The organism is Frigidibacter sp. SD6-1, from assembly GCF_030143255.1.
Taxonomy (GTDB): domain Bacteria; phylum Pseudomonadota; class Alphaproteobacteria; order Rhodobacterales; family Rhodobacteraceae; genus TMP-24.
On the sequence record NZ_JARJNR010000007.1, the window covers coordinates 21,183 to 44,311 of the forward strand.

The 23,129-nt window shown below is 65.8% G+C and carries 27 protein-coding genes and 1 tRNA gene; 15 read left to right on the forward strand and 13 right to left on the reverse strand.

Features of this window, described 5'->3' with window-relative positions:
- The first annotated feature begins 25 nt into the window (after positions 1-25).
- Both P0645_RS13595 and P0645_RS13600 read left to right on the forward strand, forming a co-directional pair.
- Positions 26-1,120, forward strand: coding sequence for a carboxynorspermidine decarboxylase (locus P0645_RS13595; protein ID WP_284165133.1), 1,095 nt, complete (start codon positions 26-28; stop codon positions 1,118-1,120).
- Positions 1,121-1,171: 51 nt separating this feature from the next.
- Positions 1,172-2,413: a saccharopine dehydrogenase family protein gene (locus tag P0645_RS13600; RefSeq protein WP_284165134.1), complete on the forward strand. Its 1,242-nt coding sequence runs from the start codon at positions 1,172-1,174 to the stop codon at positions 2,411-2,413.
- A gap of 63 nt (positions 2,414-2,476) precedes the next feature.
- On the opposite strand, the gene P0645_RS13605 is transcribed toward P0645_RS13600, so the two are convergent.
- The 3 genes from P0645_RS13605 to P0645_RS13615 form a co-directional block, all read right to left on the reverse strand.
- On the reverse strand, positions 2,477-3,229 hold the full coding sequence (locus P0645_RS13605) for a heparan-alpha-glucosaminide N-acetyltransferase (RefSeq protein WP_284165135.1): 753 nt from the start codon (positions 3,227-3,229) through the stop codon (positions 2,477-2,479).
- The gene (locus P0645_RS13610) at positions 3,219-3,806 is read right to left on the reverse strand and encodes a VOC family protein (protein ID WP_284165136.1); all 588 of its coding nucleotides are present in this window, start codon (positions 3,804-3,806) and stop codon (positions 3,219-3,221) included. Before P0645_RS13610 ends, P0645_RS13605 begins: the two co-directional genes overlap by 11 nt.
- A gap of 22 nt (positions 3,807-3,828) precedes the next feature.
- Positions 3,829-3,904: transfer RNA gene (locus P0645_RS13615), tRNA-Arg, on the reverse strand.
- A gap of 169 nt (positions 3,905-4,073) precedes the next feature.
- On the opposite strand from P0645_RS13615, the gene P0645_RS13620 reads away from it, so the two are divergent.
- The 3 genes from P0645_RS13620 to P0645_RS13630 all read left to right on the forward strand — a co-directional run bounded on the left by P0645_RS13620 (position 4,074) and on the right by P0645_RS13630 (position 7,058).
- Positions 4,074-4,913 (forward strand): EAL domain-containing protein, encoded by an 840-nt coding sequence (locus tag P0645_RS13620; protein WP_284165137.1) that lies wholly within the window; start codon positions 4,074-4,076, stop codon positions 4,911-4,913.
- A 126-nt stretch (positions 4,914-5,039) separates the two neighbouring features.
- Entirely contained in the window at positions 5,040-6,215 is a 1,176-nt protein-coding gene (locus tag P0645_RS13625) for an acetyl-CoA C-acetyltransferase (RefSeq protein WP_284165138.1), read from the forward strand.
- Between the two features lie 117 nt (positions 6,216-6,332).
- Complete coding sequence (locus P0645_RS13630) at positions 6,333-7,058, forward strand: beta-ketoacyl-ACP reductase (protein ID WP_284165139.1); 726 nt, start codon at positions 6,333-6,335, stop codon at positions 7,056-7,058.
- Between the two features lie 39 nt (positions 7,059-7,097).
- On the opposite strand, the gene radC is transcribed toward P0645_RS13630, so the two are convergent.
- The 3 genes from radC to P0645_RS13645 form a co-directional block, all read right to left on the reverse strand.
- Positions 7,098-7,862, reverse strand: a complete 765-nt coding sequence (gene radC, locus P0645_RS13635) for a RadC family protein (RefSeq protein WP_284165140.1) — start codon at positions 7,860-7,862, stop codon at positions 7,098-7,100.
- A 106-nt stretch (positions 7,863-7,968) separates the two neighbouring features.
- Positions 7,969-8,634: an FtsZ-binding protein FzlA gene (fzlA, locus tag P0645_RS13640; RefSeq protein WP_267633417.1), complete on the reverse strand. Its 666-nt coding sequence runs from the start codon at positions 8,632-8,634 to the stop codon at positions 7,969-7,971.
- Between the two features lie 107 nt (positions 8,635-8,741).
- Positions 8,742-9,371 (reverse strand): class I SAM-dependent DNA methyltransferase, encoded by a 630-nt coding sequence (locus tag P0645_RS13645; protein ID WP_284165141.1) that lies wholly within the window; start codon positions 9,369-9,371, stop codon positions 8,742-8,744.
- Between the two features lie 77 nt (positions 9,372-9,448).
- Here P0645_RS13645 and P0645_RS13650 point away from each other — a divergent pair, with 77 nt between their 5' ends.
- The 4 genes from P0645_RS13650 (at position 9,449) to msrA (ending at position 12,603) form a co-directional block, all read left to right on the forward strand.
- Entirely contained in the window at positions 9,449-10,333 is an 885-nt protein-coding gene (locus P0645_RS13650) for an SDR family oxidoreductase (RefSeq protein ID WP_284165142.1), read from the forward strand.
- Positions 10,323-11,561 carry an FAD-dependent oxidoreductase gene (locus P0645_RS13655; RefSeq protein WP_284165143.1) on the forward strand — a complete coding sequence of 413 codons (1,239 nt, stop codon included), beginning with the start codon at positions 10,323-10,325 and terminating at the stop codon, positions 11,559-11,561. Before P0645_RS13650 ends, P0645_RS13655 begins: the two co-directional genes overlap by 11 nt.
- A 75-nt stretch (positions 11,562-11,636) precedes the next feature.
- Entirely contained in the window at positions 11,637-12,098 is a 462-nt protein-coding gene (gene msrB / locus P0645_RS13660; RefSeq protein WP_284165144.1) for a peptide-methionine (R)-S-oxide reductase MsrB, read from the forward strand.
- A 1-nt stretch (position 12,099) separates the two neighbouring features.
- A complete protein-coding gene (gene msrA, locus P0645_RS13665) occupies positions 12,100-12,603 on the forward strand; it encodes a peptide-methionine (S)-S-oxide reductase MsrA (RefSeq protein ID WP_284165145.1) in 504 nt (167 codons plus the stop codon).
- Here msrA and P0645_RS13670 read toward each other — a convergent pair.
- Together P0645_RS13670 and maiA are read right to left on the reverse strand one after the other, a co-directional pair.
- Positions 12,600-13,055 carry a MarR family winged helix-turn-helix transcriptional regulator gene (locus tag P0645_RS13670; RefSeq protein WP_284165146.1) on the reverse strand — a complete coding sequence of 152 codons (456 nt, stop codon included), beginning with the start codon at positions 13,053-13,055 and terminating at the stop codon, positions 12,600-12,602. The genes msrA and P0645_RS13670 overlap by 4 nt on opposite strands.
- Positions 13,056-13,078: 23 nt before the next feature.
- Positions 13,079-13,708 (reverse strand): maleylacetoacetate isomerase, encoded by a 630-nt coding sequence (gene maiA, locus P0645_RS13675; RefSeq protein WP_284165147.1) that lies wholly within the window; start codon positions 13,706-13,708, stop codon positions 13,079-13,081.
- 123 nt (positions 13,709-13,831) lie between these two features.
- Between maiA and hmgA the strand changes: the two genes are divergently transcribed.
- Positions 13,832-15,193, forward strand: coding sequence for a homogentisate 1,2-dioxygenase (hmgA, locus tag P0645_RS13680; protein WP_284165148.1), 1,362 nt, complete (start codon positions 13,832-13,834; stop codon positions 15,191-15,193).
- 73 nt (positions 15,194-15,266) lie between these two features.
- Positions 15,267-16,523 (forward strand): fumarylacetoacetase, encoded by a 1,257-nt coding sequence (gene fahA / locus P0645_RS13685; RefSeq protein WP_284165149.1) that lies wholly within the window; start codon positions 15,267-15,269, stop codon positions 16,521-16,523.
- Positions 16,524-16,529: 6 nt separating this feature from the next.
- On the opposite strand, the gene P0645_RS13690 is transcribed toward fahA, so the two are convergent.
- Positions 16,530-17,519, reverse strand: a complete 990-nt coding sequence (locus P0645_RS13690) for an NAD(P)H-quinone oxidoreductase (RefSeq protein WP_284165150.1) — start codon at positions 17,517-17,519, stop codon at positions 16,530-16,532.
- A 2-nt stretch (positions 17,520-17,521) separates the two neighbouring features.
- A complete protein-coding gene (locus P0645_RS13695; RefSeq protein ID WP_284165151.1) occupies positions 17,522-18,208 on the reverse strand; it encodes a COQ9 family protein in 687 nt (228 codons plus the stop codon).
- Positions 18,209-18,313: 105 nt separating this feature from the next.
- On the opposite strand from P0645_RS13695, the gene rpsU reads away from it, so the two are divergent.
- On the forward strand, positions 18,314-18,520 hold the full coding sequence (rpsU, locus tag P0645_RS13700; protein WP_082400860.1) for a 30S ribosomal protein S21: 207 nt from the start codon (positions 18,314-18,316) through the stop codon (positions 18,518-18,520).
- Positions 18,521-18,612: 92 nt separating this feature from the next.
- Here rpsU and P0645_RS13705 read toward each other — a convergent pair whose 3' ends face one another.
- Positions 18,613-19,386 carry a GFA family protein gene (locus tag P0645_RS13705; RefSeq protein ID WP_284165152.1) on the reverse strand — a complete coding sequence of 258 codons (774 nt, stop codon included), beginning with the start codon at positions 19,384-19,386 and terminating at the stop codon, positions 18,613-18,615.
- 46 nt (positions 19,387-19,432) lie between these two features.
- Positions 19,433-19,885, reverse strand: a complete 453-nt coding sequence (gene msrC / locus P0645_RS13710) for a free L-methionine (R)-S-oxide reductase MsrC (RefSeq protein WP_284165153.1) — start codon at positions 19,883-19,885, stop codon at positions 19,433-19,435.
- A 133-nt stretch (positions 19,886-20,018) separates the two neighbouring features.
- Between msrC and P0645_RS13715 the strand changes: the two genes are divergently transcribed.
- The 3 genes from P0645_RS13715 to P0645_RS13725 all read left to right on the forward strand — a co-directional run bounded on the left by P0645_RS13715 (position 20,019) and on the right by P0645_RS13725 (position 22,689).
- Positions 20,019-20,357 (forward strand): STAS domain-containing protein, encoded by a 339-nt coding sequence (locus P0645_RS13715; RefSeq protein WP_284165154.1) that lies wholly within the window; start codon positions 20,019-20,021, stop codon positions 20,355-20,357.
- Positions 20,347-20,865 carry an ATP-binding protein gene (locus P0645_RS13720; protein WP_284165155.1) on the forward strand — a complete coding sequence of 173 codons (519 nt, stop codon included), beginning with the start codon at positions 20,347-20,349 and terminating at the stop codon, positions 20,863-20,865. The genes P0645_RS13715 and P0645_RS13720 overlap by 11 nt, the downstream gene beginning before the upstream one ends.
- 243 nt (positions 20,866-21,108) lie before the next feature.
- The gene (locus P0645_RS13725; RefSeq protein ID WP_284165156.1) at positions 21,109-22,689 is read left to right on the forward strand and encodes a gamma-glutamyltransferase family protein; all 1,581 of its coding nucleotides are present in this window, start codon (positions 21,109-21,111) and stop codon (positions 22,687-22,689) included.
- A gap of 3 nt (positions 22,690-22,692) precedes the next feature.
- Here the strand turns inward: P0645_RS13725 and hspQ are convergent, their stop codons facing one another.
- On the reverse strand, positions 22,693-23,019 hold the full coding sequence (hspQ, locus tag P0645_RS13730; protein ID WP_284165157.1) for a heat shock protein HspQ: 327 nt from the start codon (positions 23,017-23,019) through the stop codon (positions 22,693-22,695).
- Positions 23,020-23,129: the final 110 nt, after the last annotated feature.

Consider the following 23,129-nt stretch of genomic DNA (forward strand, 5'->3'; position numbering starts at 1 on the left):
GCTTCCGCTGCCGGTGGGGGGAAAGATGATCCAGACGCCCTTCTATCTGATCGACAAGGCGAAACTTCTTCGCAACATGGAAATCATCGACCGGCTGCGCGCGGGCTCGGGAGCGAAGGCGCTTCTGGCGCTGAAATGTTTCGCCACCTGGTCGGTATTCGACCTGATGCGCGACCACATGGACGGCACGACCTCGTCGTCCTTGTTCGAGTTGCGGCTGGGGCGGGAGAGATTCGGCAAGGAAACCCACGCCTATTCGGTCGCCTGGGCCGATCACGAGATCGCCGAGGCGGTGGGCTATGCCGACAAGATCATCTTCAACTCGATCGGCCAGCTTGAGCGGTTCGACAATCATTCCGCCGGGATCGCGCGGGGGCTCAGGCTCAACCCGCGCTTCTCGACCTCGGGCTTCGACCTCGCCGACCCGGCGCGGCCCTTCTCTCGTCTCGGCGAATGGGACGCGGGCAGGATCGCCCGCGTGATCGACCGGATTTCCGGCTTCATGATCCATTACAATTGCGAGAATGCCGATTTCGACCTTTTCGACCGGCAGCTGACGCGGATCGAGGAAGAATTCGGCGCGCTCCTGTCCCGCGTCAAATGGGTCAGCCTCGGCGGCGGCATCCACTTTACCGGCGAGTTCTATCCCGTTGATGCCCTTGCCGCGCGGCTGAAGCGTTTCAGCGAGCGGTTCGGCGTGCAGGTCTATCTGGAACCCGGCGAAGCGGCGATCACCAATTCGACCTCGCTGGAGGTGACGGTCCTCGACCTTCTCAACAACGGCAAGGACCTGGCTGTCGTGGACAGTTCGATCGAGGCGCATATGCTCGACCTCCTGATCTACCGGCAAGAGGCGAAGCTGCCGCAGGCGGGCGACCACGCCTATCAGATCTGCGGCAAGTCCTGTCTGGCCGGGGACATTTTCGGTGAGGCGCGGTTCGAACGGCCGCTGAACGTGGGTGACCGGATCTCGGTCGCGGACGCGGCCGGTTACACGATGGTCAAGAAGAACTGGTTCAACGGCGTGGGCATGCCATCCATTGTCATCCGCGAACTGGACGGGTCCGAACGGCTCGTCCGCCAATTCGGCTACGAGGACTACGCCTCCAGCCTGTCATGAGAGGGAAACCTCTCCCCTTCCCCTGTGCCCCACGATAAGGAGACAGCCGAAGTGAAACGGAATGTACTGATTATTGGCGCCGGTGGCGTCGCGCAGGTCGTGGCGCACAAATGCGCGCAGAACAACGATCTTCTGGGCGACCTGCATATCGCGAGCCGCACCAGGGCCAAATGCGAGGCGATCATCGCAAGCGTCCACGCCAAAAGCGCGATGAAGGTGCCGGGCACGTTCGAGGCCCATGCCGTCGATGCGATGGATACGGGCGCGGTGGCGGCGCTGATCCGCCGGACCGGCGCCCGGATCGTGATCAACGTCGGGAGTTCCTTCGTCAACATGACCGTGCTGCAGGCCTGCATCGACACGGGTGTCGCCTATATGGACACGGCGATCCACGAGGACCCGGCGAAAATCTGCGAAACGCCGCCCTGGTACGGCAATTACGAATGGAAGCGTCGCGAGGCCTGCGAGAAGGCCGGGGTCACGGCGATCCTCGGCGTGGGCTTCGACCCGGGCGTCGTCAACGCCTATGCCCGGCTGGCGGCGGATGACTACCTCGACAGAGTCGACAGTATCGACATCGTCGATATCAACGCCGGATCGCACGGGCGCTGGTTCTCCACGAACTTCGACCCCGAGATCAACTTCCGCGAATTCACCGGCACGGTCTACAGCTGGCAGGGTGGCGCGTGGCAGTCGAACAAGATGTTCGAAGTGGGTGAGACCTTCGACCTGCCCGTCGTCGGCCCGCAGAAGGCCTACCTGACCGGCCATGACGAGGTTCATTCGCTGTCCGCACGCTTCCCGCAGGCCGACGTGCGCTTCTGGATGGGGTTCGGCGATCATTACATCAATGTCTTCACCGTCCTGAAGAACCTCGGCCTTCTCTCTGAAAAGCCGGTAAGGACCGCCGAGGGGCTGGAGGTGATCCCGCTGAAAGTGGTGAAGGCCGTCCTGCCCGACCCGGCCTCGCTCGCGCCCGATTATGTGGGCAAGACCTGCATCGGCGACATCGTGAAGGGTACGAAGGACGGCAAACCGGCCGAGGTTTTCATCTACAATGTGGCCGACCACAAGGAAGCCTATGAGGAAACCGGTTCCCAGGGCATTTCCTACACCGCAGGCGTTCCCCCCGTCGCCGCCGCGATCCTGATCGCGAACGGCACCTGGGACGTCGGCCACATGGCGAATGTCGAGGACCTCGACCCCAGACCCTTCATCACGCTCCTGAACCGGATGGGCCTGCCGACGCGCATCAAGGATGCGACCGGCGACCGGCCGGTGGATTTCGCCTAGACGGGCACATCCTGCTTTGGAAATCCTGAAGACCTGCGGGGAGGCCACGTCTCCCCGCAGGTCTCAGATCAATCCGAAGCGCACCGCGAGAGAGACGGCGCCAAACAGGATTGGCTGATGGATCAGATAGACCAGAAGCGAGTGCCTGCCCGGCAGGGTGAGCCAGTAGAAACCGCCAGCGGGCGGAACCGAGGAGTAGAACCGCGACCACAGATTCAGATGGCTCATAAGCTTTGCGGTCGCGAGCCCGGCAAGGACCGGGGCGAGCCACGGAAAGGTCGGCACATAGTCGACCGCATGAACGGGAAAGGTCGTGAGCCCCGACCAGATGAGCCACGGCGCGTCGAACTGGCCGGTCTGCAGGTAGCGGGGCGCAAGGAAAGCGGCGATGGCCGCCGCAAGGGTCACCACGACCGGCAGGCGCAGGAAGGCAAGTCCGATCACGCTCGAGAGCGCAATCGAATGCAGGATGCCGAAGAAAACGAAACTTCCGGCGCCGAACAGTTTCCACGTCCCGAAACTCACCAGCGCCGCCCCTGCCGCGATCTGGGCGAGGCGCTTGAGGAACGCCGCCCAGCGGATCCCCCGCCCATGCGCGAGCCAGAGGCCGATCCCGACGAGGAACAGGAAGGTTCCGGCCACGGCCCGGGCATAGATGGCCCAGAAGCCGGTCACCATCACCTCTGGCCCGAGCCTGCCGAAAGCGGCAAGGTCGTAACCGAAATGATAGATCGCCATGGCAACGAGCGCCGCGCTGCGGACGAGATCGAGCGCGTTGATCCGGCCCCGTGCCACGGGCGAGGCGTCAGTCGCCATAGGGATCTTTCGGCCCCCGATCCTGCGACAGCGACCCTTGCCGCCGGGCGATCAGCACCTCGATCGCGTCGGCGAGGTGCACTTCCGCAATCGCATGATCGTCCCGTTCGACCCGGATCAGATGTGCCTGATGCAGCACGTCGGCATGGGAAAAGCCGAAGGGCGGCTCGAACCGGTAGGCGGCAAGCTCGACCAGCAATCCCATCGGATCGCGGAAATAGATCGAATCCATGAAACCGCGGTCCTTCACGCCGGAATGGGAAATCCCGCGCTCGTCCAGGCGTGCCACCGCCTGCGAGAAGGTGGCCTTCGACACGGCGAAGGCGATATGGTGCAGCCCGCCGACATGCGGCTTGCGCGGCGTCGGGTCCGCCACCCTGTCTTCGTTGGTGAAGACGGTGATCAGACGCCCGTCGCCCGGATCGAAGTAGAGATGCCCCTCGCCCGGATTGTCGAGGTTCGGTTGGTCGAAGACGAAGGGCATGCCCAGCACGCCTTCCCAGAAACCGATCGATGTTTGCCGGTCGGCACCGAGAAGCGTGATATGGTGAACCGCCTGAACCTGGATCTTGCGCATCTCCGCCCCCGTAGCGCCGGACTGGCGGCCCCGACAGGATTCGAACCTGTGACCTACCGCTTAGGAGGCGGTCGCTCTATCCCCTGAGCTACGGGGCCGCGATGACCCGACGGCGCCGGCCGGTTCGTCATCTCCATCGTGGATAGGCTTTGGCAGCCCTGAATGCAAGCGCCGGGCGGGGCGGCGGCTTTTCTTCGCGCGGGCGGGGTTTCTTTACCGGTTCTTAGCCCTGCGCACCGATCCTGTCGCCAGCCGAACGGAGGTGCCATGAACCAGCCGGTAGAAACGCGCCGCGCGCCGGTCGAACCGGCCGACGCCAGCCCCCTCGACGCCGCCGTGACCAGCCGCGACCGCGAAGTCATGGCCATGGTCCGCAAGGCGCTTGAGCGCAAGGATGTGATGCTGGCCTTCCAGCCGGTGATCAGCATCGCGCGCCCCGACCGGCCGGCCTTCTACGAAGGCTTCATCCGGCTTCTGGACGAAACAAGGCGAATCATCCCCGCCCGCGATTTCATGGGATCGGTCGAGACGAGCGAGATCGGCCGGATCATCGATTGCCTGTCGCTGGAAATGGGCCTGCAGGCACTTGCCCGCGCGCCCGACCTCCGGATGGCGATCAACATGTCGGCCCGCTCGATCGCCTACCCCGGCTGGACGCGGACGCTGAGGCGCGGCCTGAAGGCCTGCCCGACGGCGGCGGAACGGCTGATCTTGGAGATTTCCGAGGAATCGGTGATGGTGATGCCCGACATCGTCGCCGTCTTCATGAAGGAGCTGCAGAAACAGGGCATCTCCTTCGCTCTCGACGATTTCGGCGCGGGCATGACGAGTTTCAAATATCTCAAGCAGTTGCTCTTCGATTTCATCAAGATCGACGGCCAGTTCATTCGCGGGATCGCCGACAATGCCGACAATCAGTGCATGGCGCGCGCGCTCCTGGCCGTGGCGCGGGAGTTCGACATGTTCGCCGTGGCGGAATCGGTCGAAAGCGCGCGCGATGCCGACTGCCTGGCGGCAATGGGCATGCCTTGCCTGCAGGGCTATTACTTCGGCGCGCCGTCGGTGACCCCGCCCTGGAAGGCGGAGAAACAGAAGAAAAGCGCCTGAGGTCGCAATCGGTCATTTTGCGACTGCGAAATACTTGACGCACCGGCGGCATTGGTCATGCTGCAGGGCGGCAAGGGGGATGCGCCGGGGTGTCGGCCGCCCATATCGCAGAGCAAAGGATAGAGCATGACCAATGTCGTAATCGTCTCGGCCGCACGCACAGCGGTCGGCAGCTTCAACGGTTCTTTCGCCAATACGCCGGCACATGATCTGGGCGCGGCGGTGCTGGAGGCGGTGGTGGCCCGCGCGGGCATCGACAAGGCCGAGGTGAGCGAGACGATCCTCGGTCAGGTGCTGACCGCCGGTCAGGGCCAGAACCCGGCGCGTCAGGCCCATATCAAGGCGGGCCTCGCGCAGGAAAGCGCGGCCTGGGGCATCAACCAGGTCTGCGGATCGGGTCTGCGCGCCGTGGCGCTGGCGGCCCAGCATGTGCAGCTGGGCGATGCGGCGATCGTCGCGGCGGGCGGTCAGGAATCGATGTCGCTGTCGCCCCATGTCGCCCATCTGCGCGCGGGCCAGAAGATGGGCGATCTGAACTTCATCGACTGCATGATCAAGGACGGCCTGTGGGACGCGTTCAACGGCTACCACATGGGCACGACCGCCGAGAATGTCGCGCAGAAATGGCAGATCAGCCGCGAGATGCAGGACGAATTCGCGCTGGCCAGCCAGAACAAGGCCGAAGCGGCGCAGAAGGCGGGCAAGTTCGCCGATGAAATCGTGGCTTTCACCGTGAAGACCCGCAAGGGCGATACGGTTGTCGATCAGGACGAATATATCCGCCACGGTGCCACGATCGATGCAATGACCAAGCTGCGCCCGGCCTTCGCCAAGGACGGTTCCGTCACCGCGGGCAATGCGAGCGGCATCAACGACGGTGCGGCGGCGGTTCTGGTGATGAGCGAGGAAGAGGCGGCGCGGCGCGGTCTGACGCCGCTGGCCCGGATCGCCTCCTATGCGACCGCCGGTCTCGATCCGGCGATCATGGGCGTCGGCCCGATCCATGCCAGCCGCAAGGCGCTGGAAAAGGCGGGCTGGAAGGCGGCCGATCTGGACCGGATCGAGGCGAACGAGGCGTTCGCGGCGCAGGCCTGTGCGGTCAACAAGGACATGGGCTGGGATCCGGCGCGCGTGAACGTGAACGGCGGCGCCATCGCCATCGGCCATCCGATCGGCGCCAGCGGAGCGCGCATCCTCAACACCCTTGTCTTCGAAATGAAACGTTCAGGTGCCAAGAAGGGCCTCGCCACGCTGTGCATCGGTGGCGGCATGGGCGTGGCCATGTGCCTGGAACGCGCCTGATCGCGGCATTGCGGCGCAATTTTGCTGCATAAGCAAAAAACCGGGCGCAACATTGTTGCGCCCGGTTTTGCATTTGGCTAACGCTGTTTCAAACAGCACTCATTACGGGAGAGAATCATGGCACGGGTAGCATTGGTCACGGGCGGGTCGCGCGGCATTGGCGCGGCAATTTCGGTGGCGCTGAAGGCGGCGGGCTACAAGGTCGCGGCGAACTACGCCGGCAATGACGAGGCGGCGGCGGCCTTCACCAAGGAAACCGGTATCCCGACCTACAAATGGTCCGTCGCCGACTACGATGCCTGCGCGGCCGGGATCGCCAAGGTCGAGGCCGACCTTGGACCGGTCGACGTGCTGGTCAACAACGCGGGCATTACCCGCGACGCGATGTTTCACAAGATGACGCCGCAGCAGTGGAAAGAGGTCATCGACACGAACCTCTCGGGCCTCTTCAACATGACCCATCCGCTGTGGTCCGGCATGCGCGACCGCAAGTTCGGGCGCGTGATCTCGATCTCGTCGATCAACGGCCAGAAGGGGCAGGCGGGCCAGGCCAACTATTCCGCCGCCAAGGCGGGTGACCTCGGGTTCACGAAGGCGCTGGCGCAGGAAGGCGCGCGGGCCGGGATCACAGTCAATGCGATCTGCCCCGGCTATATCGCGACAGAAATGGTCAAGGCGATCGACGAGAAGGTGCTGAACGAGCGGATCATCCCCCTGATCCCGGTCGGCCGGCTGGGCGAGCCCGAGGAGATCGCGCGCATCGTCTGCTTCCTTGCCTCCGACGAGGCGGGCTTCATCACCGGCTCGACCATCAGTGCGAACGGCGGGCAGTTCGTCGTCTGATCGCACCCGGCAACCGGCGGCGCGCGCTGCGCCGCCGGTTCAGAGATAGCCCTCGCTGCGAAAGCTCAGCACGTTGCTGCGTCCGATGATCAGATGGTCGTGGACCACAAGGCCCAGAACCTCGGCCGCGTCGCGCACCTGATTGGTCACGAGAATATCGGCCTCCGACGGGCTCGGATCGCCCGACGGGTGGTTGTGGACGAGGATCAGCGCCGAGGCATTCAGTTCCAGCGCCCGCTTGACCACCTCGCGCGGATAGACCGGCACATGATCGACGGTACCCTTCGCCTGCTCCTCGTCGGCGATGAGGATGTTCTTGCGGTCGAGGTAGAGGATGCGGAACTGTTCGGTCTGCCGGTGCCCCATCGCCGCCCGGCAATAATCCAGAAGCGCCTCCCACGACGACAGGACCGGCCGGTTCATCACCCGTGTGCGGGTCAGGCGATGGGCGGCGGCCTCGACGATCTTCAACTCCTGAATGACGGCGGCGCCAACGCCCGAGACCTCCTCCAGCCGCGCGACTGGTGCTGAAAGGACGCTTTCGAATGTGTCGAACATGTCCAGGAGCCGCCGGGCGAGCGGCTTGACATCCTGCCGGGGGATCGCCCGGAAGAGGACCAGTTCCAGAAGCTCATAGTCCGGCATCGCTGTCGCGCCGCCCGCCATGAACCTTTCGCGCAGCCTTTGGCGGTGATCGCGGATATAGGAGGGCAGCCTGCCTTCGGGAAGCGCAAGCCCCGGCGCCTCATCGTCGCCGAAGAGCGGCAGGGGAGCTTCCTCGAAGGCGGAACGAGTCGGGCGCATGGCTCAAGGCTCGCGCGCCATGGTGAAGGAAGGGTTAATGCCCCTGCTCTTTCGTTTCCAAATATCCTCGGGGGGTCCGGGGGGCAGACAGCCCCCCGGCCTTTTCTCAGAAATCCAGATCGGCGTAATGCGATGGCGGCGGGAAGCCCGGGATCTGGTCGGCGAGGATCGAGCGGAACGAGGGGCGCGATTTGATCTTGGCGTACCAGTCGCGCACGTTCTGGCTGCGGTTCCAGTCGACGTCGGAAATATAGTCGAGCGCGGAAAGATGCGCGGCGGCGGTCAGGTCGGCCAAGGTCATCTGATCGCCCGCCAGCCAGCGGCGTTGATCCAGAAGCCAGCTCATGTAATCGAGATGGTATTTGATCCGGCTCGCCCCGGTCTTGACGTTCTTCGAATCCGGATAGCCCTGGCCCATGATCTTCTTGTTGATCCGCTCGTAAAGCAGCTTCGAGGTGACTTCCTCGTGGAACTTGTCGTCGAACCAGGCGCAGAGGCGGCGCACCTCATAGCGCCCGTCGATGTCGCGCGGCATCAGGCGCGGCTCGGGCACGGATTCCTCCAGCAGCTCGCAGATTGCCTGGCTTTCGGAAAGGGTGCGGTTGTCGATCTTCAGGACCGGCACCTTGCCCGCCGGGTTGCGGCGCAGGAAGTCCTGGCCCTGCTCCCAATAGCGTTCCTCGACCAGCTCGACCTCGATCTTCTTCTCGGCGAGCGTCAGGCGCACCTTGCGGCAGAAGGGCGAGAGGGGAACGTGATAGAGCCGGGCCATGTCCATCATCGGGTCTGGGATCATCCGTCCTGATAGCCGCGCGGCAGGGCCCGTTCAATACGATAGTACGAGAGCCGCACCTGCGGCGCGGAAATCGGCCTGTCGCCTCAGGCGAGTGTGCGGAAGCTGACAAGCCAGGCGCGGTCCTCGCGGTGGGCCGGGTCGGCGGCGGGACCGTAGATCATCACCCCCTGCCGGTCGGGCAGGGTAATGCGACCCGAAAGTGCGGCCAGTGCGGCGGCGAAACCGGCGCTCTCCCAATGTTTCACATTGACCGAGATCACCACCAGCGCCTCTGGCGCCGCATGGGCCAGAAGCCCGGCAATGGCCTCCGGCCCGACATGGCCGAGGGTGAAGGTGCCGGAACTGACGATGCCCCGGTAATGCGCCTCTGGCAGGGCCATCGGTCGAGTCACGTCCGCCTCGAGAAGCCGCGCGTACAGACCCTTCGTTGCGGCGATGGCCAGCATCTCGGGCGACAGGTCGATCCCGTCGATCGGGCCGATCCCGGCGCGCGCCAGCCCTTCCGCGCAGAGCCCGGTGCCCGCGCCGACGTCAAGGACGGGTCCCTGCCCGCCAAGCGCGGCGAAGTGCCGTGCCACATGGGCGGGCAGCAGATAGTCCTGCCCCGCTGCAAAGCCGCCGTCGTAGCTTGCCGCCCAGTCGCGGTAGAGCCGCCGCGCGCCGTCGGCACCTTCAAGTGCATAGGCCGCGTCAAGGGAGGGATCGTCGCTCATGCCCCTATCCCGCCATGCGGCAAGAGGTCCGTCAAGGGCGGCTTGTATCCCGCGCCGCTGGCGGGGATAGTCGCGCCATGACCGGAACGCTTCTCATCCTCGGCCACGGCTATTCGGCCGCCGCCCTGTCACGACGCTTGCTGCCGCAGGGGTGGACCGTGATCGGCACCACCCGTAGTGCGGAGAAGGGCGAAGCCTTGCGCGCCTCGGGCGTTGAACCCCTGGTCTGGCCGGGCGAACCGCTTCAGCCCGCGCTCTCGCGCGCCACCCACCTTCTGGCCGGGATCGGCCCGGGGCCTGAGGGCGATCCGGTGCTGGCCGCGCACCGGGCAGAGGTCGAGGCAGCCGCGCCACGCCTTGTCTGGGCGGGCTATCTGTCGACGACCGGCGTCTACGGCGACCATGCGGGCGGCTGGGTCGACGAGGACACGCCGCTTGCCCCTTCGACCGCGCGCGGGCGGGCGCGGCTGGAGGCGGAGGAGGCCTGGCAGAAGCTTGCGGCCCGCACCGGCCTTGCGCTGCACATCTTTCGGCTGGCGGGCATCTACGGCCCCGGGCGCGGGCCGTTCCGCAAGGTTCTGGACGGCACGGCGCGGCTGATCATCCGCGAGAACCAGTTCATGAGCCGCATTCACGTGGAAGACATCGCCGCCGTGCTGGAAGCCTCGATCCGGGCGCCCGCGTCGGGCAGCGTCTATAATGTCTGCGATGACGAGCCGACCTCTCCCGAGGAAGTGCTGATCCATGCCGCGCGGCTTCTGGGCCTGCCGCCGCCGCCGCGCATTCCTTACGAGGAAGCGGCCATGTCGCCGATGGCGCGCAGTTTCTATGCGGAATCGAAGAAGGTGCGGAACGACCGGATCCGGACCGAACTGGGCGTGCAGCTCGCCTATCCGACCTATCGCGAGGGGCTGGCCGCGATGCGTGCGGCGATGGCCGATGGCGGGGACGATGACGAATGAAGGCACCTTAAGGGATTGCTGCATCGCCGGGGGCGGACCGGCGGGGCTGATGCTTGGCTATCTTCTCGCCCGGGCGGGGCTGAAGGTGACGGTCCTCGAAAAGCACGCGGATTTCCTGCGCGACTTTCGCGGTGATACGATTCATCCCTCGACGATGGAGGTGATGGCGCGGCTGGGGCTGCTGGGCGATTTCCTGAAACTTCCGCACCAGAAAGTGCCGACCATCGCCGCGAATTTCGGCGGCGAGGAGCTGATCCTTGGCGATTTCTCGCATCTCAGGGTCGCGGCGCCTTACGTGGCGATGATGCCGCAGTGGGACTTTCTGAACTTCCTTGCCGCCCATGCCGCCACCTTCCCCGGCTTCGATCTTCGGATGCGGACCGAGGCGACCGGGTTGATGACCAACAAGGGCCGGGTGACCGGCGTCCAGATTCTGGGGCCGGAGGGTGCCGGCGAAATCCCGGCCCGGCTGTCCATCGCGGCCGATGGACGGGGGTCGGTGTTGCGGCAGGCGGCGGGGCTGGAGGTGATAGACCTCGGCGCGCCGATCGACGTGCTGTGGTTCCGCCTCTCGCGCCAGTCCGGCGATACCGACCAGACGCAGGGAAGGTTCGACAGGGGGCGGATATTCATCATGTTGAACCGGGGCGATTACTGGCAGTGCGCAAAGGTCATTGCCAAGGGCGCGGACGAACGGATTCGGGTCGCCGGTCTCTCAGCCTTCCGGGCAGAGCTTCGCTCGCTTCTGCCGTTCACCGACGACCGTGCGGCAGAACTTGAGGGTTGGGATCAGGTCAAGCTTCTGAACGTGCAGGTCAACCGGTTGAAGCGCTGGTGGCGGCCGGGGTTCCTTGCCATCGGCGATGCGGCGCATGCGATGTCACCGGTGGGTGGCGTGGGCGTGAATCTTGCCGTGCAGGATGCCGTCGCCGCCGCCAATCTGCTGACCCGCCCGCTTATCGCAGGATCCGTGACGGATGCCGATCTTGCATCGGTCGAGAAGCGGCGGCTGTGGCCGACGCGGGCGACGCAGGCCTTTCAGGTCTTCGCGCAGAACCGGGTGCTTGCACCCGCCCTTGCCTCTGGCGCGCCGACCCTGCGGGCGCCCCTCGTGGCGCGGCTCATCGCGCGCCTGCCCTACCTCAACCGCCTGCCCGCCCGGCTGATCGGGATGGGTCTGCGCCCCGAACTGCCCGATCTTTCCTTGCCGCATGTCAAGGCTCCGTGAGCCATTGAAGCATTCGCTTGCGGCGCTATCATCCACCGCCATATGCGTGCGGCGACGGCAGCGAAGGGAGTGACGATGACCACCGCGACCAAGACCTATGCCAAGACCGACGAAGCGCTTTCCCGGCTGACCCCGGAACAGTACCGCGTGACCCAGACCGACGGGACCGAGCGCGCCTTCACCGGCGAATTCTGGGACCACAAGGAAGCTGGCCTTTATGTCGACGTCGTCTCGGGCGAGCCGCTCTTCTCCTCCGACGACAAGTTCGACAGCCATTGCGGCTGGCCCTCCTTCACCAAACCCGTGGTGGACGCACATGTCGAGGAGCTGGAGGACCGCACCCACGGCATGATCCGCACCGAGGTCCGGTCAAAGCATGGCGACAGCCACCTCGGCCATGTCTTCCCCGACGGGCCGCGCGACCGGGGGGGCCTGCGTTACTGCATCAATTCCGCGTCGCTGCGGTTCATCCCGCTTAACCGGCTGGAGGCCGAGGGCTACGGCGAGTTTGCGAACCAGATCAAGGGAGGCAAGTGACATGGCGACCGAAACGGCGATCCTTGCGGGCGGCTGCTTCTGGGGCATGCAGGACCTGATCCGGCGCATACCCGGCGTGATCTCGACCCGTGTCGGCTATACCGGCGGCGACGTGGCCAACGCCACCTACCGCAACCACGGGACCCATGCCGAAGGGATCGAGGTGGTCTTTGACCCTGCAAAACTCAGCTACCGCCAGCTTCTGGAATTCTTCTTCCAGATCCACGACCCGACGACACTGAACCGGCAGGGTAATGACCTTGGGCTTTCCTACCGGTCGGGTATCTATTACCTGAGCGAGGCGCAGCAGGCTGAGGCCGCGCGCACGATCGCCGATGTCAATGCCTCGGGCATCTGGCCGGGGCGGGTGGTGACGGAAGTGAAGGCGGCGGGTCCGTTCTGGGAAGCCGAGCCCGAGCATCAGGATTATCTGGAACGTTACCCCAACGGCTATACCTGCCATTTCCCGCGCCCCGGCTGGAAACTGCCGAGAAGCGCGGCCTAGTCCTCGGCGGCTGCGGGCGGCACCAGCGCTCGCAGCCGCAGCAAGAGATCGTGAAGCGCATCGGCATCGGCCGCGCCGAGTTGCGCCCTGAGACCGGCATCGTAGGACAAGGCCTGCTGGCCGAGATCGGCAAAGACCGCCAGTCCCTTTGCGGTCAGCGACAGGATTTCCGCCCTACCGTCCCGGTCGCTCGGCAGACGCGCAAGAAAGCCCGCCACCTCCAGCGCCGCGACGGCGCGGCTGACCCTCGTCTTCTCCTCATGCGAGGCAGCGCAGATGTCGCGCGCCGTCATCGCGCCGAACCGGCCGAGGTTGGCCATGACCCGCCATTGCGTCCGCGTCATGCCGTGGCGTTCGCGATAGATGGCCTGAAACTCGCGCGAAACCGCCTCTGCCGCCTGATTGAGCAGATAGGGCAGGAAAAGGTCGAGGTCGAAGTGGCTGTCGGTCATCGGGTCTGCACTGTCTGGAAGGTTCAAGCTGCGGGCCGCGCCCGGTCGGGATGGGCGGCCTGAAAGGCGGCCAGCGCATCAAGCGCGTCGGAAACCGCGAGGATACGAGGGAAGGCGGCAAGCTCCACCCCCCAGCGGCGGGCATTGTAGAGCTGCGGCACAAGGCAGATATCGGTCAGCGTGACGGCGTCGCCATGGCTGAAGCGGCCGACCGCATCGCGCGACAGAAGCCCCTCGACCCCTTCCAGCCCCAGCGGGATGAAATGCCGCATCCAGCCTTCCATCGTCGCGCCAAGGCTGACGGCATGCTTTGCCACACGCAGGTTGCAGACCGGGTGAATGTCCATCGCGATCGCATGGGCGCTTGCCCGCACCTCTGCCCGGCGACCCGCATCGCCCGGCAACCAGCCCGCCTGCCGCGTCTCATCGAGATATTCGAGGATGGCAAGCGACTGGGTCAGCCGCCGCCCGTCGATATCGAGCGTCGGCACCAGGCCTTGCGGGTTGCAGGCCAGATTGTCTGGCTCCCGCTGCTCTCCGGCGGTCAGATCAACGGGCAGCCGCCGATAGGGAATCCCCAGCAGTGAAAGACCGATGCGCACGCGGTATGCGGCCGACGAGCGCCAATAGTCGTAAAGGACGGTTTCGGGCAATGCGGGGCTCACAAGAAGTTACAGGTGCAACTTTATCTTGACTTGGTTGCATATGCAACTAAAAGCTCTTCCCGTTCGGGCGGGACACATGCCCTCGCCCGATGCGCCAATCCGGAGGATGACATGACCACCCATGCGCTGCCCAAAGGAATGATCCGCGCCGCCTGCGCGCCCGGCCCGCACGAGGGCTACATGCCGGGCTTTGGCAATGATTTCGAGACGGAGGCCCTGCCCGGCGCGCTGCCGCAGGGCATGAACTCGCCGCAGAAATGCAATTACGGCCTTTATGGCGAACAGCTTTCGGGCACCGCCTTCACCGCGCCCTCACACCAGAACGAACGGACCTGGTGCTACCGTATCCGGCCCTCGGTGAAGCACACCCACCGGTTCGAAAAGATCGCCGTGCCCTTCTGGAAATCGGCGCCCTGCATCGACCCCGACATCATCTCGCTTGGCCAGTACCGCTGGGATCCGCTGCCGGTTCCGGCCGAGCCGCTGACCTGGATCACCGGCATGCGCACGATGGTGACGGCGGGCGACGTGAACATTCAGACCGGCATGGCGAGCCATGTCTATCTGGTGACGGACTCGATGAAGGACGACTATTTCTTTTCGGCCGATGGCGAATTGCTGGTCGTGCCGCAGGAAGGGCGGCTGAGGTTCTGCACCGAGCTGGGCATCATCGATCTGGAGCCCAAGGAAATCGCCATCCTGCCGCGCGGTCTGGTCTACCGGGTCGAGGTGCTGGAAGGTCCCTGCCGCGGTTTCGTCTGCGAGAATTACGGCCAGAAGTTCCAGTTGCCCGGTCGCGGACCGATCGGCGCGAACTGCATGGCCAACCGGCGCGATTTCAAGACCCCCGTCGCGGCCTTCGAGGATCGCGAAGTGCCCTCGCGCGTCGTGGTGAAATGGTGCGGCCAGTTCCATGAGACCAAGATCGGCCACAGCCCGCTGGATGTCGTGGCCTGGCACGGCAATTACGCGCCGGTGAAATACGACCTGCGCACCTACTGCCCGGTCGGCGCGATCCTCTTCGATCACCCCGACCCGTCGATCTTCACCGTGCTGACCGCGCCGAGCGGCATCGAGGGCACGGCGAACATCGATTTCGTCCTTTTCCGCGAACGCTGGATGGTGGCCGAAAACACCTTCCGGCCGCCGTGGTACCACAAGAATGTGATGTCCGAGCTGATGGGCAATATCTACGGCGTCTATGACGCCAAGCCCAAGGGATTTGTCCCGGGCGGCATGTCCTTGCACAATTGCATGCTGCCGCACGGGCCCGACAAGAATGCGTTCGAGGGCGCCTCGAATGCCGATCTGGGGCCGGAAAAGCTCGACGAGACCATGAGCTTCATGTTCGAGACCCGCTTCCCGCAGCATCTGACCCCGTTCGCCGCGCAGGCCGGGCATCTGCAGGAAGATTACATCGACTGCTGGGGCAGCCTAGAGAAGAAGTTCGACGGGACGCCGGGCGTGAAGTGAGGCCCCGCAGCACGGCGGGGGGCGCTGCCCCCCGCACCCCCCGAGGTATTTGGGCCAAGATGAAGGGCAGAGAATGGGACTGAACCGATCCTGGGTCGAAAGCGCCAATTCGCCTGATGCGGATTTTCCGCTGAACAATCTGCCCTGCGGCGTGTTCTCGACCGGGGCGGAGGAGCCGCGCTGCGGCATGGCGATCGGCGATTTCGTTCTGGATGTGAGCGGGCTGGAGGCGGCGGGACATCTGGCGCTCGACGGCGGGCCGCTTCTGGATGTGCCGTTCTGGAACGAGGTGATGGCGGCGGGGCCGGAGGTCTGGGCCAGCTTGCGGGCGCAGGTGACGGCGCTTCTGGCGGAGGGGGCGGAGCGGGTGGCGGAGCCCTATCTGCATCGCCGCAACGAGGTGGAGCTGCACCTGCCGTTCCTCGTCAGCGAATATACCGATTTCTATGCAGGCCGGCATCATGCCTTCAATGTCGGCACCATGTTCCGGGGGCCGGAGAATGCGCTGCCGCCCAACTGGCTGCATATTCCGATCGGCTACAACGGGCGCGCGTCTTCGGTGGTCGTCTCGGGCACCGACGTCCGCCGCCCCTGGGGCCAGGTGAAGGGGCCCGACGATCAGGCGCCGCGGTTCGCGCCCTCGGCCCGGTTCGATATCGAGCTGGAGATGGGGGCGGTCGTCGGCCTGCCGTCGGACCATGGCCAGCCGGTGACGGTCGAGGAAGCCGATGCGATGATCTTCGGCTATGTCTTGCTGAACGACTGGTCGGCGCGCGACATCCAGGCCTGGGAATATCAGCCGCTCGGGCCCTTCCAGTCGAAGGCGACCGCCACGACGATCAGCCCCTGGATCGTGACGCGCGCGGCGCTCGAGCCGTTCCGCACCGCGACGCCCGCACGGGAAAAGCCGCTGCTGGCCTATCTGCAGGAGCCGCGCCCGCTGCTTTACGACATAGCACTGGAGGTCGGGCTGACGCCCGAGGGCGGGCAGGAAACGATCATCAGCCGCACCAACTATGCCGAGATGTATTATTCCGCCGCCCAGCAGCTTGCCCATCACACGGTGAGCGGCTGCGCGATGAACACCGGTGATCTTCTGGGATCCGGCACGATCTCCGGCCCGGCGAAGGAAAGCTGCGGCAGCCTGCTGGAGCTCTCGTGGGGCGGCAAGGAGCCGTTCGAGATCGCGGGCGGGCGGCGGAGCTTCATCGAGGATGGCGACAGGCTGACCCTGCGCGGTCATGCGCGGGGGGATGGCTACCGGATCGGCTTTGGCGCGTGTTCGGGCAAGGTCATCCCGGCGCTGGCCGACCCTTACCGGCGGGACTGAAGGGACTCAGCGCAGTTTCAGGACGATCTTGCCGATATGGTCGGCGCCCTCGATGCGGCGGTGCGCGTCCGCCGCGTCGGCAAGGGGAAATTCGCTGTCCATCACCGGCGCGATCCGACCGGCGTCGAGAAGTGGCCAGACATGGGCGCGGAGGTCGGCGCCAATCCGCGCCTTGGCAAGGTCGGACTGCGGGCGCAGGGTCGAGCCTGTGATCGTCAGGCGCCGGGTCATGACCTGGGCGAAATTCAGTTCGACCTTCGGCCCTTGCAGGAAGGCGATCTGCACCAGCCGCCCGTCATCGGCCAAAGCCTGCACATTGCGCGGCAGATAGTCGCCGCCCACCATGTCGAGGATCAGGTCGGCGCCGCCTTCGGCCTTGAGGATCGCGACGAAATCCTCCGTCCGGTAATTGATCGCGCGCTCGGCGCCGAGACGCGCGGCGACCGCGCATTTCTCGTCCGATCCGGCGGTTGCGAAGACCCGCGCGCCGAAGGCGGAGGCAAGCTGGATCGCGGTCGTGCCGATGCCGGAGGTGCCGCCATGGACGAGGAAGCGTTCACCGGCTTTCAGACCGCCGCGCTGGAAGACATTGGTCCAGACGGTGAAGAAGGTTTCCGGCAGGCAGGCCGCTTCGCGCAAGCCCATGCCCTTGGGCACCGGCAGCGCATGGGCGGCGGGGGTCACGACATAGTCCGCATAACCGCCACCCGGCAGAAGGGCGCAGACCTGATCGCCAACCCGCCAGTCCGCAACCCCGGGACCGACAGCCGCGACGCGGCCCGAAGCCTCAAGCCCCGGCAAGGGCGAGGCGGAGGGCGGCGGCGCATAGGCGCCCGCGCGCTGCAAGGCGTCGGGGCGGTTCACGCCCGCATAGGCAACCTCGATCAGGATCTGGCCCGCCGCGGGCCGGGGCACCGGCCGTTCGCACAGCTGCAGCACATCGGGCCCGCCCGGGCGCGTGATCTCTACCGCCCGCATCACTTCCGGCAGGGTCATACTCAGTCCTTTCTTCCCGGCAGATCGTCCGCTGACGGCCCGGGCGCCCGAATGGCCTCAAGCCCCTTCAGCGGCACCGCGAACAGCTTCGCCCAGGGCGAGGCGCGGAAATCGGCCTTCGCCTTCTCGAACCGCATCACATCCTCGATCCGCCGGTCGAGGAAAGCCCAGGTGGCGCCGTATCCCTCGCTTTCGTCGCCGAGCCAGTAAAGTACGGTCGATCCATAGACCGCCGACAGGCTGGCGCGCTTGGTGTACCAGTTCACATCCGTGGACGTATCGCCGAGGGCCCGCCAGATCGCATCTGCCGTGCCCCAGATCAGTTCGGCGCCCCGGCCCGCATTCTGCGGCAGGGCAAAAAGCGCCGCCCCCTTGCGCACCAGCTCGCGGTCCGCCGCCTGAAGCCTGAAGCGCACCGCGCTCACGACCCGCTCACGGAATCTAAGCCCCGCAAGATCGATTTCCGCCAGCCGCGCCTCCATCGCCCGGTCGCCCGCGCGGTGATAGTCGGCGGCAAGGTCGCGCGCGCCCGCAGGGCAGAGAACTCGCCCGAGCGCCGGGTCGATCCCCGCATCCGCGCAGGCCGCCGTGAAACAGGCATCCGACCAGCCGTCGAAGACCACATGCGGCAGGGCCGCCTCAAAAAGCCCGGCGCGGTCGTCGGGAATTTCGCTGGAGTTCCTGCTCATGCTTTCTCTTACCCCGCCAGCGCGGTGGACAAAAGCCCAATCCCCTGCTATGGGGGCGCCTCCTGCGACTCTTGCAACTCTAACTTAGGAAGGTGGTGACACCACATGCAGGTCAGCGTTCGCGACAATAACGTCGAACAGGCTCTTCGCGCCCTGAAGAAGAAACTTCAGCGGGAAGGCGTGTTTCGCGAAATGAAGCTCAAGCAGCATTTCGAGAAGCCGTCCGTGAAGAAAGCCCGCGAGCAAGCCGAGGCCATCCGCCGTGCCCGTAAACTGGCACGCAAGAAGGCCCAGCGCGAAGGCGCTCTCTGAGCGCCCGAAGGCTCGGAACGTTGGCGGGGGCAACCCCGCGCCAAGATGAACCCCTGGGGCCCGGCCGCAGGGGTTTTTCTTTTCCGGCGGGGCTATTCCTGCGGCAGGCGGTCGTCGATGCGGTAATAACCGCCTTTCGAGGCCGTGAAGATATGGCGGGCCAGCTGGCCGCCGGTCGGGCCATCGACGCAACCAGCCTCGACAGAAAATGCGCCAGCGGCCGCGCGGAACCACAGGCTTGACCCGCAGCCGGTGCAGAAGCCGCGCGTGGCCCCGCCCGGGGTGCGGTATTCGGCAAGGCTGCGCTTCGCACGGTAGCGCAGCGTCGCCTCGTCGGCATCGAACGAAGCCGAATAATGGCCGGACAGCTTCCGGCACTGGCTGCAATGGCAGGCCCAGACCTCGCCCGCCGGACCTGCGACCGAAAAGGCGACAGCGCCGCACAGGCAGCTGCAGGACAGGCCCGCCTGTGCCGGGCCGGGCGCGGGCGGCGGGCCTTCGGGGGCGTAATAGTCGCCCGCATCCTCGGTGAAGATATGGCCCGACAAGGTGAACGGTGGCGCATCGTCGAAGGCGCCGGGGGCGATCGCGATGCGGCCTTCGCCCTCGGGCTTCCAGAAGAGGCTCGCGCCGCACTGGCGGCAGAAACCGCGCACGGCGGTGGCAGAGGATCGGTACCAGGCGAGGCCCTCGTCCTTGGTGATCTCGAACCGCTCAAGCGGCACCGACGTTGCCGCCCAATAGTGGCCAGAGGTCTTGCGGCACCGGCCGCAATGGCAGCCGAGGACGTCGCGCAAGGGACCGGTCGCGGTGAAGGCAACCGCGCCGCAGAGGCAGGAACCGGGGTGGGTTTTGGTGTCTTTCATGGCGCCATCGTGGCACGCGATGCGGCGCCCACACGGCCCGGATTCGTCAGATCGCGCCGAAAACCGACGCAAGGATCGCCGCCATTTCGCGCGCGTCTTCCTCGGTGAAGGCGGCAGGCTGGTCGCTGTCGATATCGAAGACGCCGATCAATCGCCCACCGCGTCCGAAGACCGGCAGCACGAGTTCCGACCGGGTCGAGGAGGCGCAGGCGATATGGCCGGGGAAAGCATCGACATCGGGGACAAGCTGCACCTTTCCGGTGCGCGCCGCCGCGCCGCAGACCCCGCGCGAGAAGGGGATGACAAGGCAGCCATGTCCGCCCTGATAGGGACCGATCTTCAGAAGCTCCGGCCCCACGACCCGGTAGAAGCCGGTCCAGTCGAAACGCGCGTCCGAATGATGGACCTCGCAGGCGACGGTGGCCATCAGCGCCACCTCGTCACTTTCTCCATGAGTCAGGCTTTCGATGGCGGCGGCAAGGGCGGAGTAGTCGGGCATGTCTTTCCCTCGGGTGGTTTCGACCGTCATAGCGCCTTGCCTTGCCGATTCCCACGGGTCGCCCGGGCCTTGCATACCGATTGGTAAGGATTGGCCCCTAGGCTTGGCCCCGACGGCGGTACGGAGAGGGCCGATGAAACTGACATCCGAAATGATCGACGGCGCGCAAGTGGTGAGGGTGGAGGAGGAGCGGATCGATGCCTCCGTCGCCATCCAGTTCAAGGACCGGATGCGCGAACTTGCAGGCAGCGCCCCGGGGCGGGTCATCCTCGACATGGGGCGCGTCGGCTTCGTCGACAGTTCCGGGCTTGGCGCCATCGTCGCGGTGATGAAGCTGCTGGCCCCCGCGACCAGGCTGGAGCTGGCGGCCCTGACGCCGACCGTGGGCAAGGTCTTTCACATGACGCGCATGGATTCGGTCTTTGCCATTCACCCCGAAGTTCCCGGCGAGGGCATGAGGCATGCAGTCTGACGCCACCGTGCGCCCGCCCGTAAGGACCGGGGAAAGCGCCCGCTTTCGCCTGCAGGCGAACGAGCGGGAAGTGCGCCGCGTGCTTGGCCGCATCATGGCCTATCTCGGCGACGGGCTCTGCCAGCCAGATCGCGGCACGGTCGAGATCGTGCTGGCCGAGGTCCTGAACAATATCGTCGAACATGCCTATGCGCGTCGCCCGCCCGGCCGCATCCGCCTGTTCCTCACGCCGGTCGGGGATGGGCTGGCCTGCCGGGTCGAGGATGACGGCCATCCGATGCCAAGCCTCGTCCTGCCGGACGGACGTCTGCCCGAGTTGGGCGACGAGCTTGATCTCTTGCCCGAAGGTGGCTGGGGCTGGGCTCTGATCCGGTCGCTGACCGCCGATCTCATCTATGAACGGACGCCGCGCGCCAACCGGCTGACCTTCAGGGTCCCGGTCAGTTGGAAGGCGGACAGCGATCCGGACCGCGACACCATCGCCCGCCAGCGAGTCGCTGGCGGCTGAACCCCGGCTGAACCCCGGCGGCACCCGCAGCGATCATGAAACGGTGCCGCGCAGATGCGGGAACTGTTCTCATTTGAGCCATCACTATTTCTGCATGCCGCCACAATCGTCCGGCATTGTTGCGCTGTAGCTTTCACAGCTTCCCTCGGCGGTGCGTTTTCAGCCCCCTTTTCGTGCCGCCGAGGTCTTTCCTTTCCGCCCGGCGCTTCCTAGGCTCCCCTCACCGATCCGCGGGGAGGTATCATGCGCGATTTCGAAAGGCCGGGCCGCTCTGCCGTCTTTGCGACCAACGGGATGTGCGCCACCTCGCATCCGCTTGCCGCGCAGACCGCCATCTCGATCCTGCAGGCAGGCGGCAATGCGGTGGATGCCGCGATCGGGGGCGCGATGGTGCTGAACATCGCCGAACCGCAGATGTGCGGGCTGGGCGGCGATTGCTTCGTCCTCCTCAAACCGGCAGGCGAAGAGCGGGTCATCGGCCTGAACGGCTCGGGTCGCGCGCCTGCGGGGCTCGACGCGGCGGCGCTCCGCGCGAAGGGCTGGTCCACGATCCCGACCGAAAGCGTCGAGGCCGCGACCCTTCCCGGCGCCGTCGACGCGCTGTGCCGCCTCTCGGCCGACTGGGGGCGCCTCGGCCTCGGGCCGGTTCTCGCGCCCGCGATCCGCTATGCACGCGAGGGCGTGCCGGTCGCGCCGCGCGTCGCCTTCGACTGGGCCGAAGATGGCCCCCGCCTTGCCGATGCGGCGCGCGATTTCTATCTCGTGAACGGCGCCGCCCCCGCAACCGGGGCAATCTTCCGCGCGCCCTTTCAAGCCGACGTGATGGAGCGGATCGCCCGCGACGGACGCGCCGGTTTCTACGACGGTCCGGTCGCAGAGGATCTGGTGCGGAGCCTGCGCGCGATCGGCGGCACCCATACACTCGATGATCTGGCGGCGGTCTCATGCGACTATACCGACCCGGTCGCGGGCGATTATGGCGGGATCGAGCTGCTGGAACATCCGCCGAACGGCCAGGGCGCGACGGCGATCCTGATGCTGAACATCCTGTCGGAGTTCGATCTGGCAAGCCTCGACCCGCTGGGTGCCGACCGCCTGCATCTGGAGGCGGAGGCGGCGAAACTCGCTTACGATGCCCGTAACCGCTTCATCGCCGATCCCGACCGCACCGCGCGGCTGGAGCACATGCTCGCGCCGGAAACCGCCCGACGCCTCGCCGCCCTCATAGACCCCGACCGCGCGATGCCGAACCCGCCCACCGCCGCGGGCGCCGTCCATCGTGACACGGTCTATATCACCGTCGTCGACCGCGACCTGATGGCTGTTTCGCTGATCTATTCGATCTACTGGGGCTTCGGCACCGGCCTTGCGTCCGAAAAATACGGCATCCTCTTCCAGAACCGCGGCGCGGGCTTTTCACTGGAGCAGGGTCACCCGAACGAGGCGGCAGGCGGCAGGCGCCCGATGCATACGATCATCCCCGGCATGCTGAGGAAAGCGGGCCGGGTGATCATGCCCTTCGGCGTGATGGGCGGCGCCTATCAGCCCACGGGCCACGCGCGTTTCGTCTCGAACATGGTCACCTACGGCATGGATCCGCAGACGGCGATCGACGCGCCCCGCGCCTTCGCCAATCAGGACCGGCTGGAGATGGAACGCGGCTATGGCGAGGAGGTGCGCGCGGCGCTCGCCGCCAAGGGCCACAGGATCGCTGCCCCTGACGGACCGCTCGGCGGCGCGCAGGCGATCTTCATCGACCGCGAGGGGGGCTTCCTTCTGGGTGCCTCGGACCCGCGCAAGGACGGGATCGCACTCGGCTATTGACGGTCAGTTCAGCCGCACCTGCAACGGATAGCGGCCATCCTCGAAATCGCCGAACAAGTCCGGCAGGTCAGGATGGCCGACCGGGCCGCCCGTATCGTCGGGCACGAGGTTCTGTTCCGAGACATAGGCGACATAGTAATTGTCGCTGTTCTCGGCCAGAAGGTGGTAGAAGGGCTGGTTTTTCGCAGGGCGGCTGTCCTCGGGAATGGCCGCATACCATTCCTCGGTATTGGCAAACATCGCATCGACATCGAAGACCACGCCGCGGAAGGCGTGCTTGCGATGCCGGAGCACTTGCCCCAGATGATATTTCGCTTGCGTTTTCAGCATAGTCTCAGCCCCTAGCCTACAGATACTCCCGCAGGGCCGCCAAGTCCAATTCATTGCGAGCGGGCGGCGGAAACAGTTTGTGACGGGTGGTCCGACAGTCTGAAGCCGCG

Excerpts from the sequence above, each read along its gene's own strand:
- P0645_RS13595 (WP_284165133.1), top strand. The coding sequence starts at position 26 with ATGATCCAGACGCCCTTCTATCTGATCGACAAGGCGAAACTTCTTCGC.
- P0645_RS13605 (WP_284165135.1), bottom strand. The coding sequence starts at position 3,229 with ATGGCGACTGACGCCTCGCCCGTGGCACGGGGCCGGATCAACGCGCTC.
- P0645_RS13610 (WP_284165136.1), bottom strand. The coding sequence starts at position 3,806 with ATGCGCAAGATCCAGGTTCAGGCGGTTCACCATATCACGCTTCTCGGT.
- P0645_RS13620 (WP_284165137.1), top strand. The coding sequence starts at position 4,074 with ATGAACCAGCCGGTAGAAACGCGCCGCGCGCCGGTCGAACCGGCCGAC.
- P0645_RS13625 (WP_284165138.1), top strand. The coding sequence starts at position 5,040 with ATGACCAATGTCGTAATCGTCTCGGCCGCACGCACAGCGGTCGGCAGC.
- P0645_RS13630 (WP_284165139.1), top strand. The coding sequence starts at position 6,333 with ATGGCACGGGTAGCATTGGTCACGGGCGGGTCGCGCGGCATTGGCGCG.
- radC (WP_284165140.1), bottom strand. The coding sequence starts at position 7,862 with ATGCGCCCGACTCGTTCCGCCTTCGAGGAAGCTCCCCTGCCGCTCTTC.
- fzlA (WP_267633417.1), bottom strand. The coding sequence starts at position 8,634 with ATGGCCCGGCTCTATCACGTTCCCCTCTCGCCCTTCTGCCGCAAGGTG.
- P0645_RS13645 (WP_284165141.1), bottom strand. The coding sequence starts at position 9,371 with ATGAGCGACGATCCCTCCCTTGACGCGGCCTATGCACTTGAAGGTGCC.
- P0645_RS13650 (WP_284165142.1), top strand. The coding sequence starts at position 9,449 with ATGACCGGAACGCTTCTCATCCTCGGCCACGGCTATTCGGCCGCCGCC.
- P0645_RS13655 (WP_284165143.1), top strand. The coding sequence starts at position 10,323 with ATGACGAATGAAGGCACCTTAAGGGATTGCTGCATCGCCGGGGGCGGA.
- msrB (WP_284165144.1), top strand. The coding sequence starts at position 11,637 with ATGACCACCGCGACCAAGACCTATGCCAAGACCGACGAAGCGCTTTCC.
- msrA (WP_284165145.1), top strand. The coding sequence starts at position 12,100 with ATGGCGACCGAAACGGCGATCCTTGCGGGCGGCTGCTTCTGGGGCATG.
- P0645_RS13670 (WP_284165146.1), bottom strand. The coding sequence starts at position 13,055 with ATGACCGACAGCCACTTCGACCTCGACCTTTTCCTGCCCTATCTGCTC.
- hmgA (WP_284165148.1), top strand. The coding sequence starts at position 13,832 with ATGACCACCCATGCGCTGCCCAAAGGAATGATCCGCGCCGCCTGCGCG.
- fahA (WP_284165149.1), top strand. The coding sequence starts at position 15,267 with ATGGGACTGAACCGATCCTGGGTCGAAAGCGCCAATTCGCCTGATGCG.
- P0645_RS13690 (WP_284165150.1), bottom strand. The coding sequence starts at position 17,519 with ATGACCCTGCCGGAAGTGATGCGGGCGGTAGAGATCACGCGCCCGGGC.
- P0645_RS13695 (WP_284165151.1), bottom strand. The coding sequence starts at position 18,208 with ATGAGCAGGAACTCCAGCGAAATTCCCGACGACCGCGCCGGGCTTTTT.
- rpsU (WP_082400860.1), top strand. The coding sequence starts at position 18,314 with ATGCAGGTCAGCGTTCGCGACAATAACGTCGAACAGGCTCTTCGCGCC.
- P0645_RS13705 (WP_284165152.1), bottom strand. The coding sequence starts at position 19,386 with ATGAAAGACACCAAAACCCACCCCGGTTCCTGCCTCTGCGGCGCGGTT.
- msrC (WP_284165153.1), bottom strand. The coding sequence starts at position 19,885 with ATGCCCGACTACTCCGCCCTTGCCGCCGCCATCGAAAGCCTGACTCAT.
- P0645_RS13715 (WP_284165154.1), top strand. The coding sequence starts at position 20,019 with ATGAAACTGACATCCGAAATGATCGACGGCGCGCAAGTGGTGAGGGTG.
- P0645_RS13720 (WP_284165155.1), top strand. The coding sequence starts at position 20,347 with ATGCAGTCTGACGCCACCGTGCGCCCGCCCGTAAGGACCGGGGAAAGC.
- P0645_RS13725 (WP_284165156.1), top strand. The coding sequence starts at position 21,109 with ATGCGCGATTTCGAAAGGCCGGGCCGCTCTGCCGTCTTTGCGACCAAC.
- hspQ (WP_284165157.1), bottom strand. The coding sequence starts at position 23,019 with ATGCTGAAAACGCAAGCGAAATATCATCTGGGGCAAGTGCTCCGGCAT.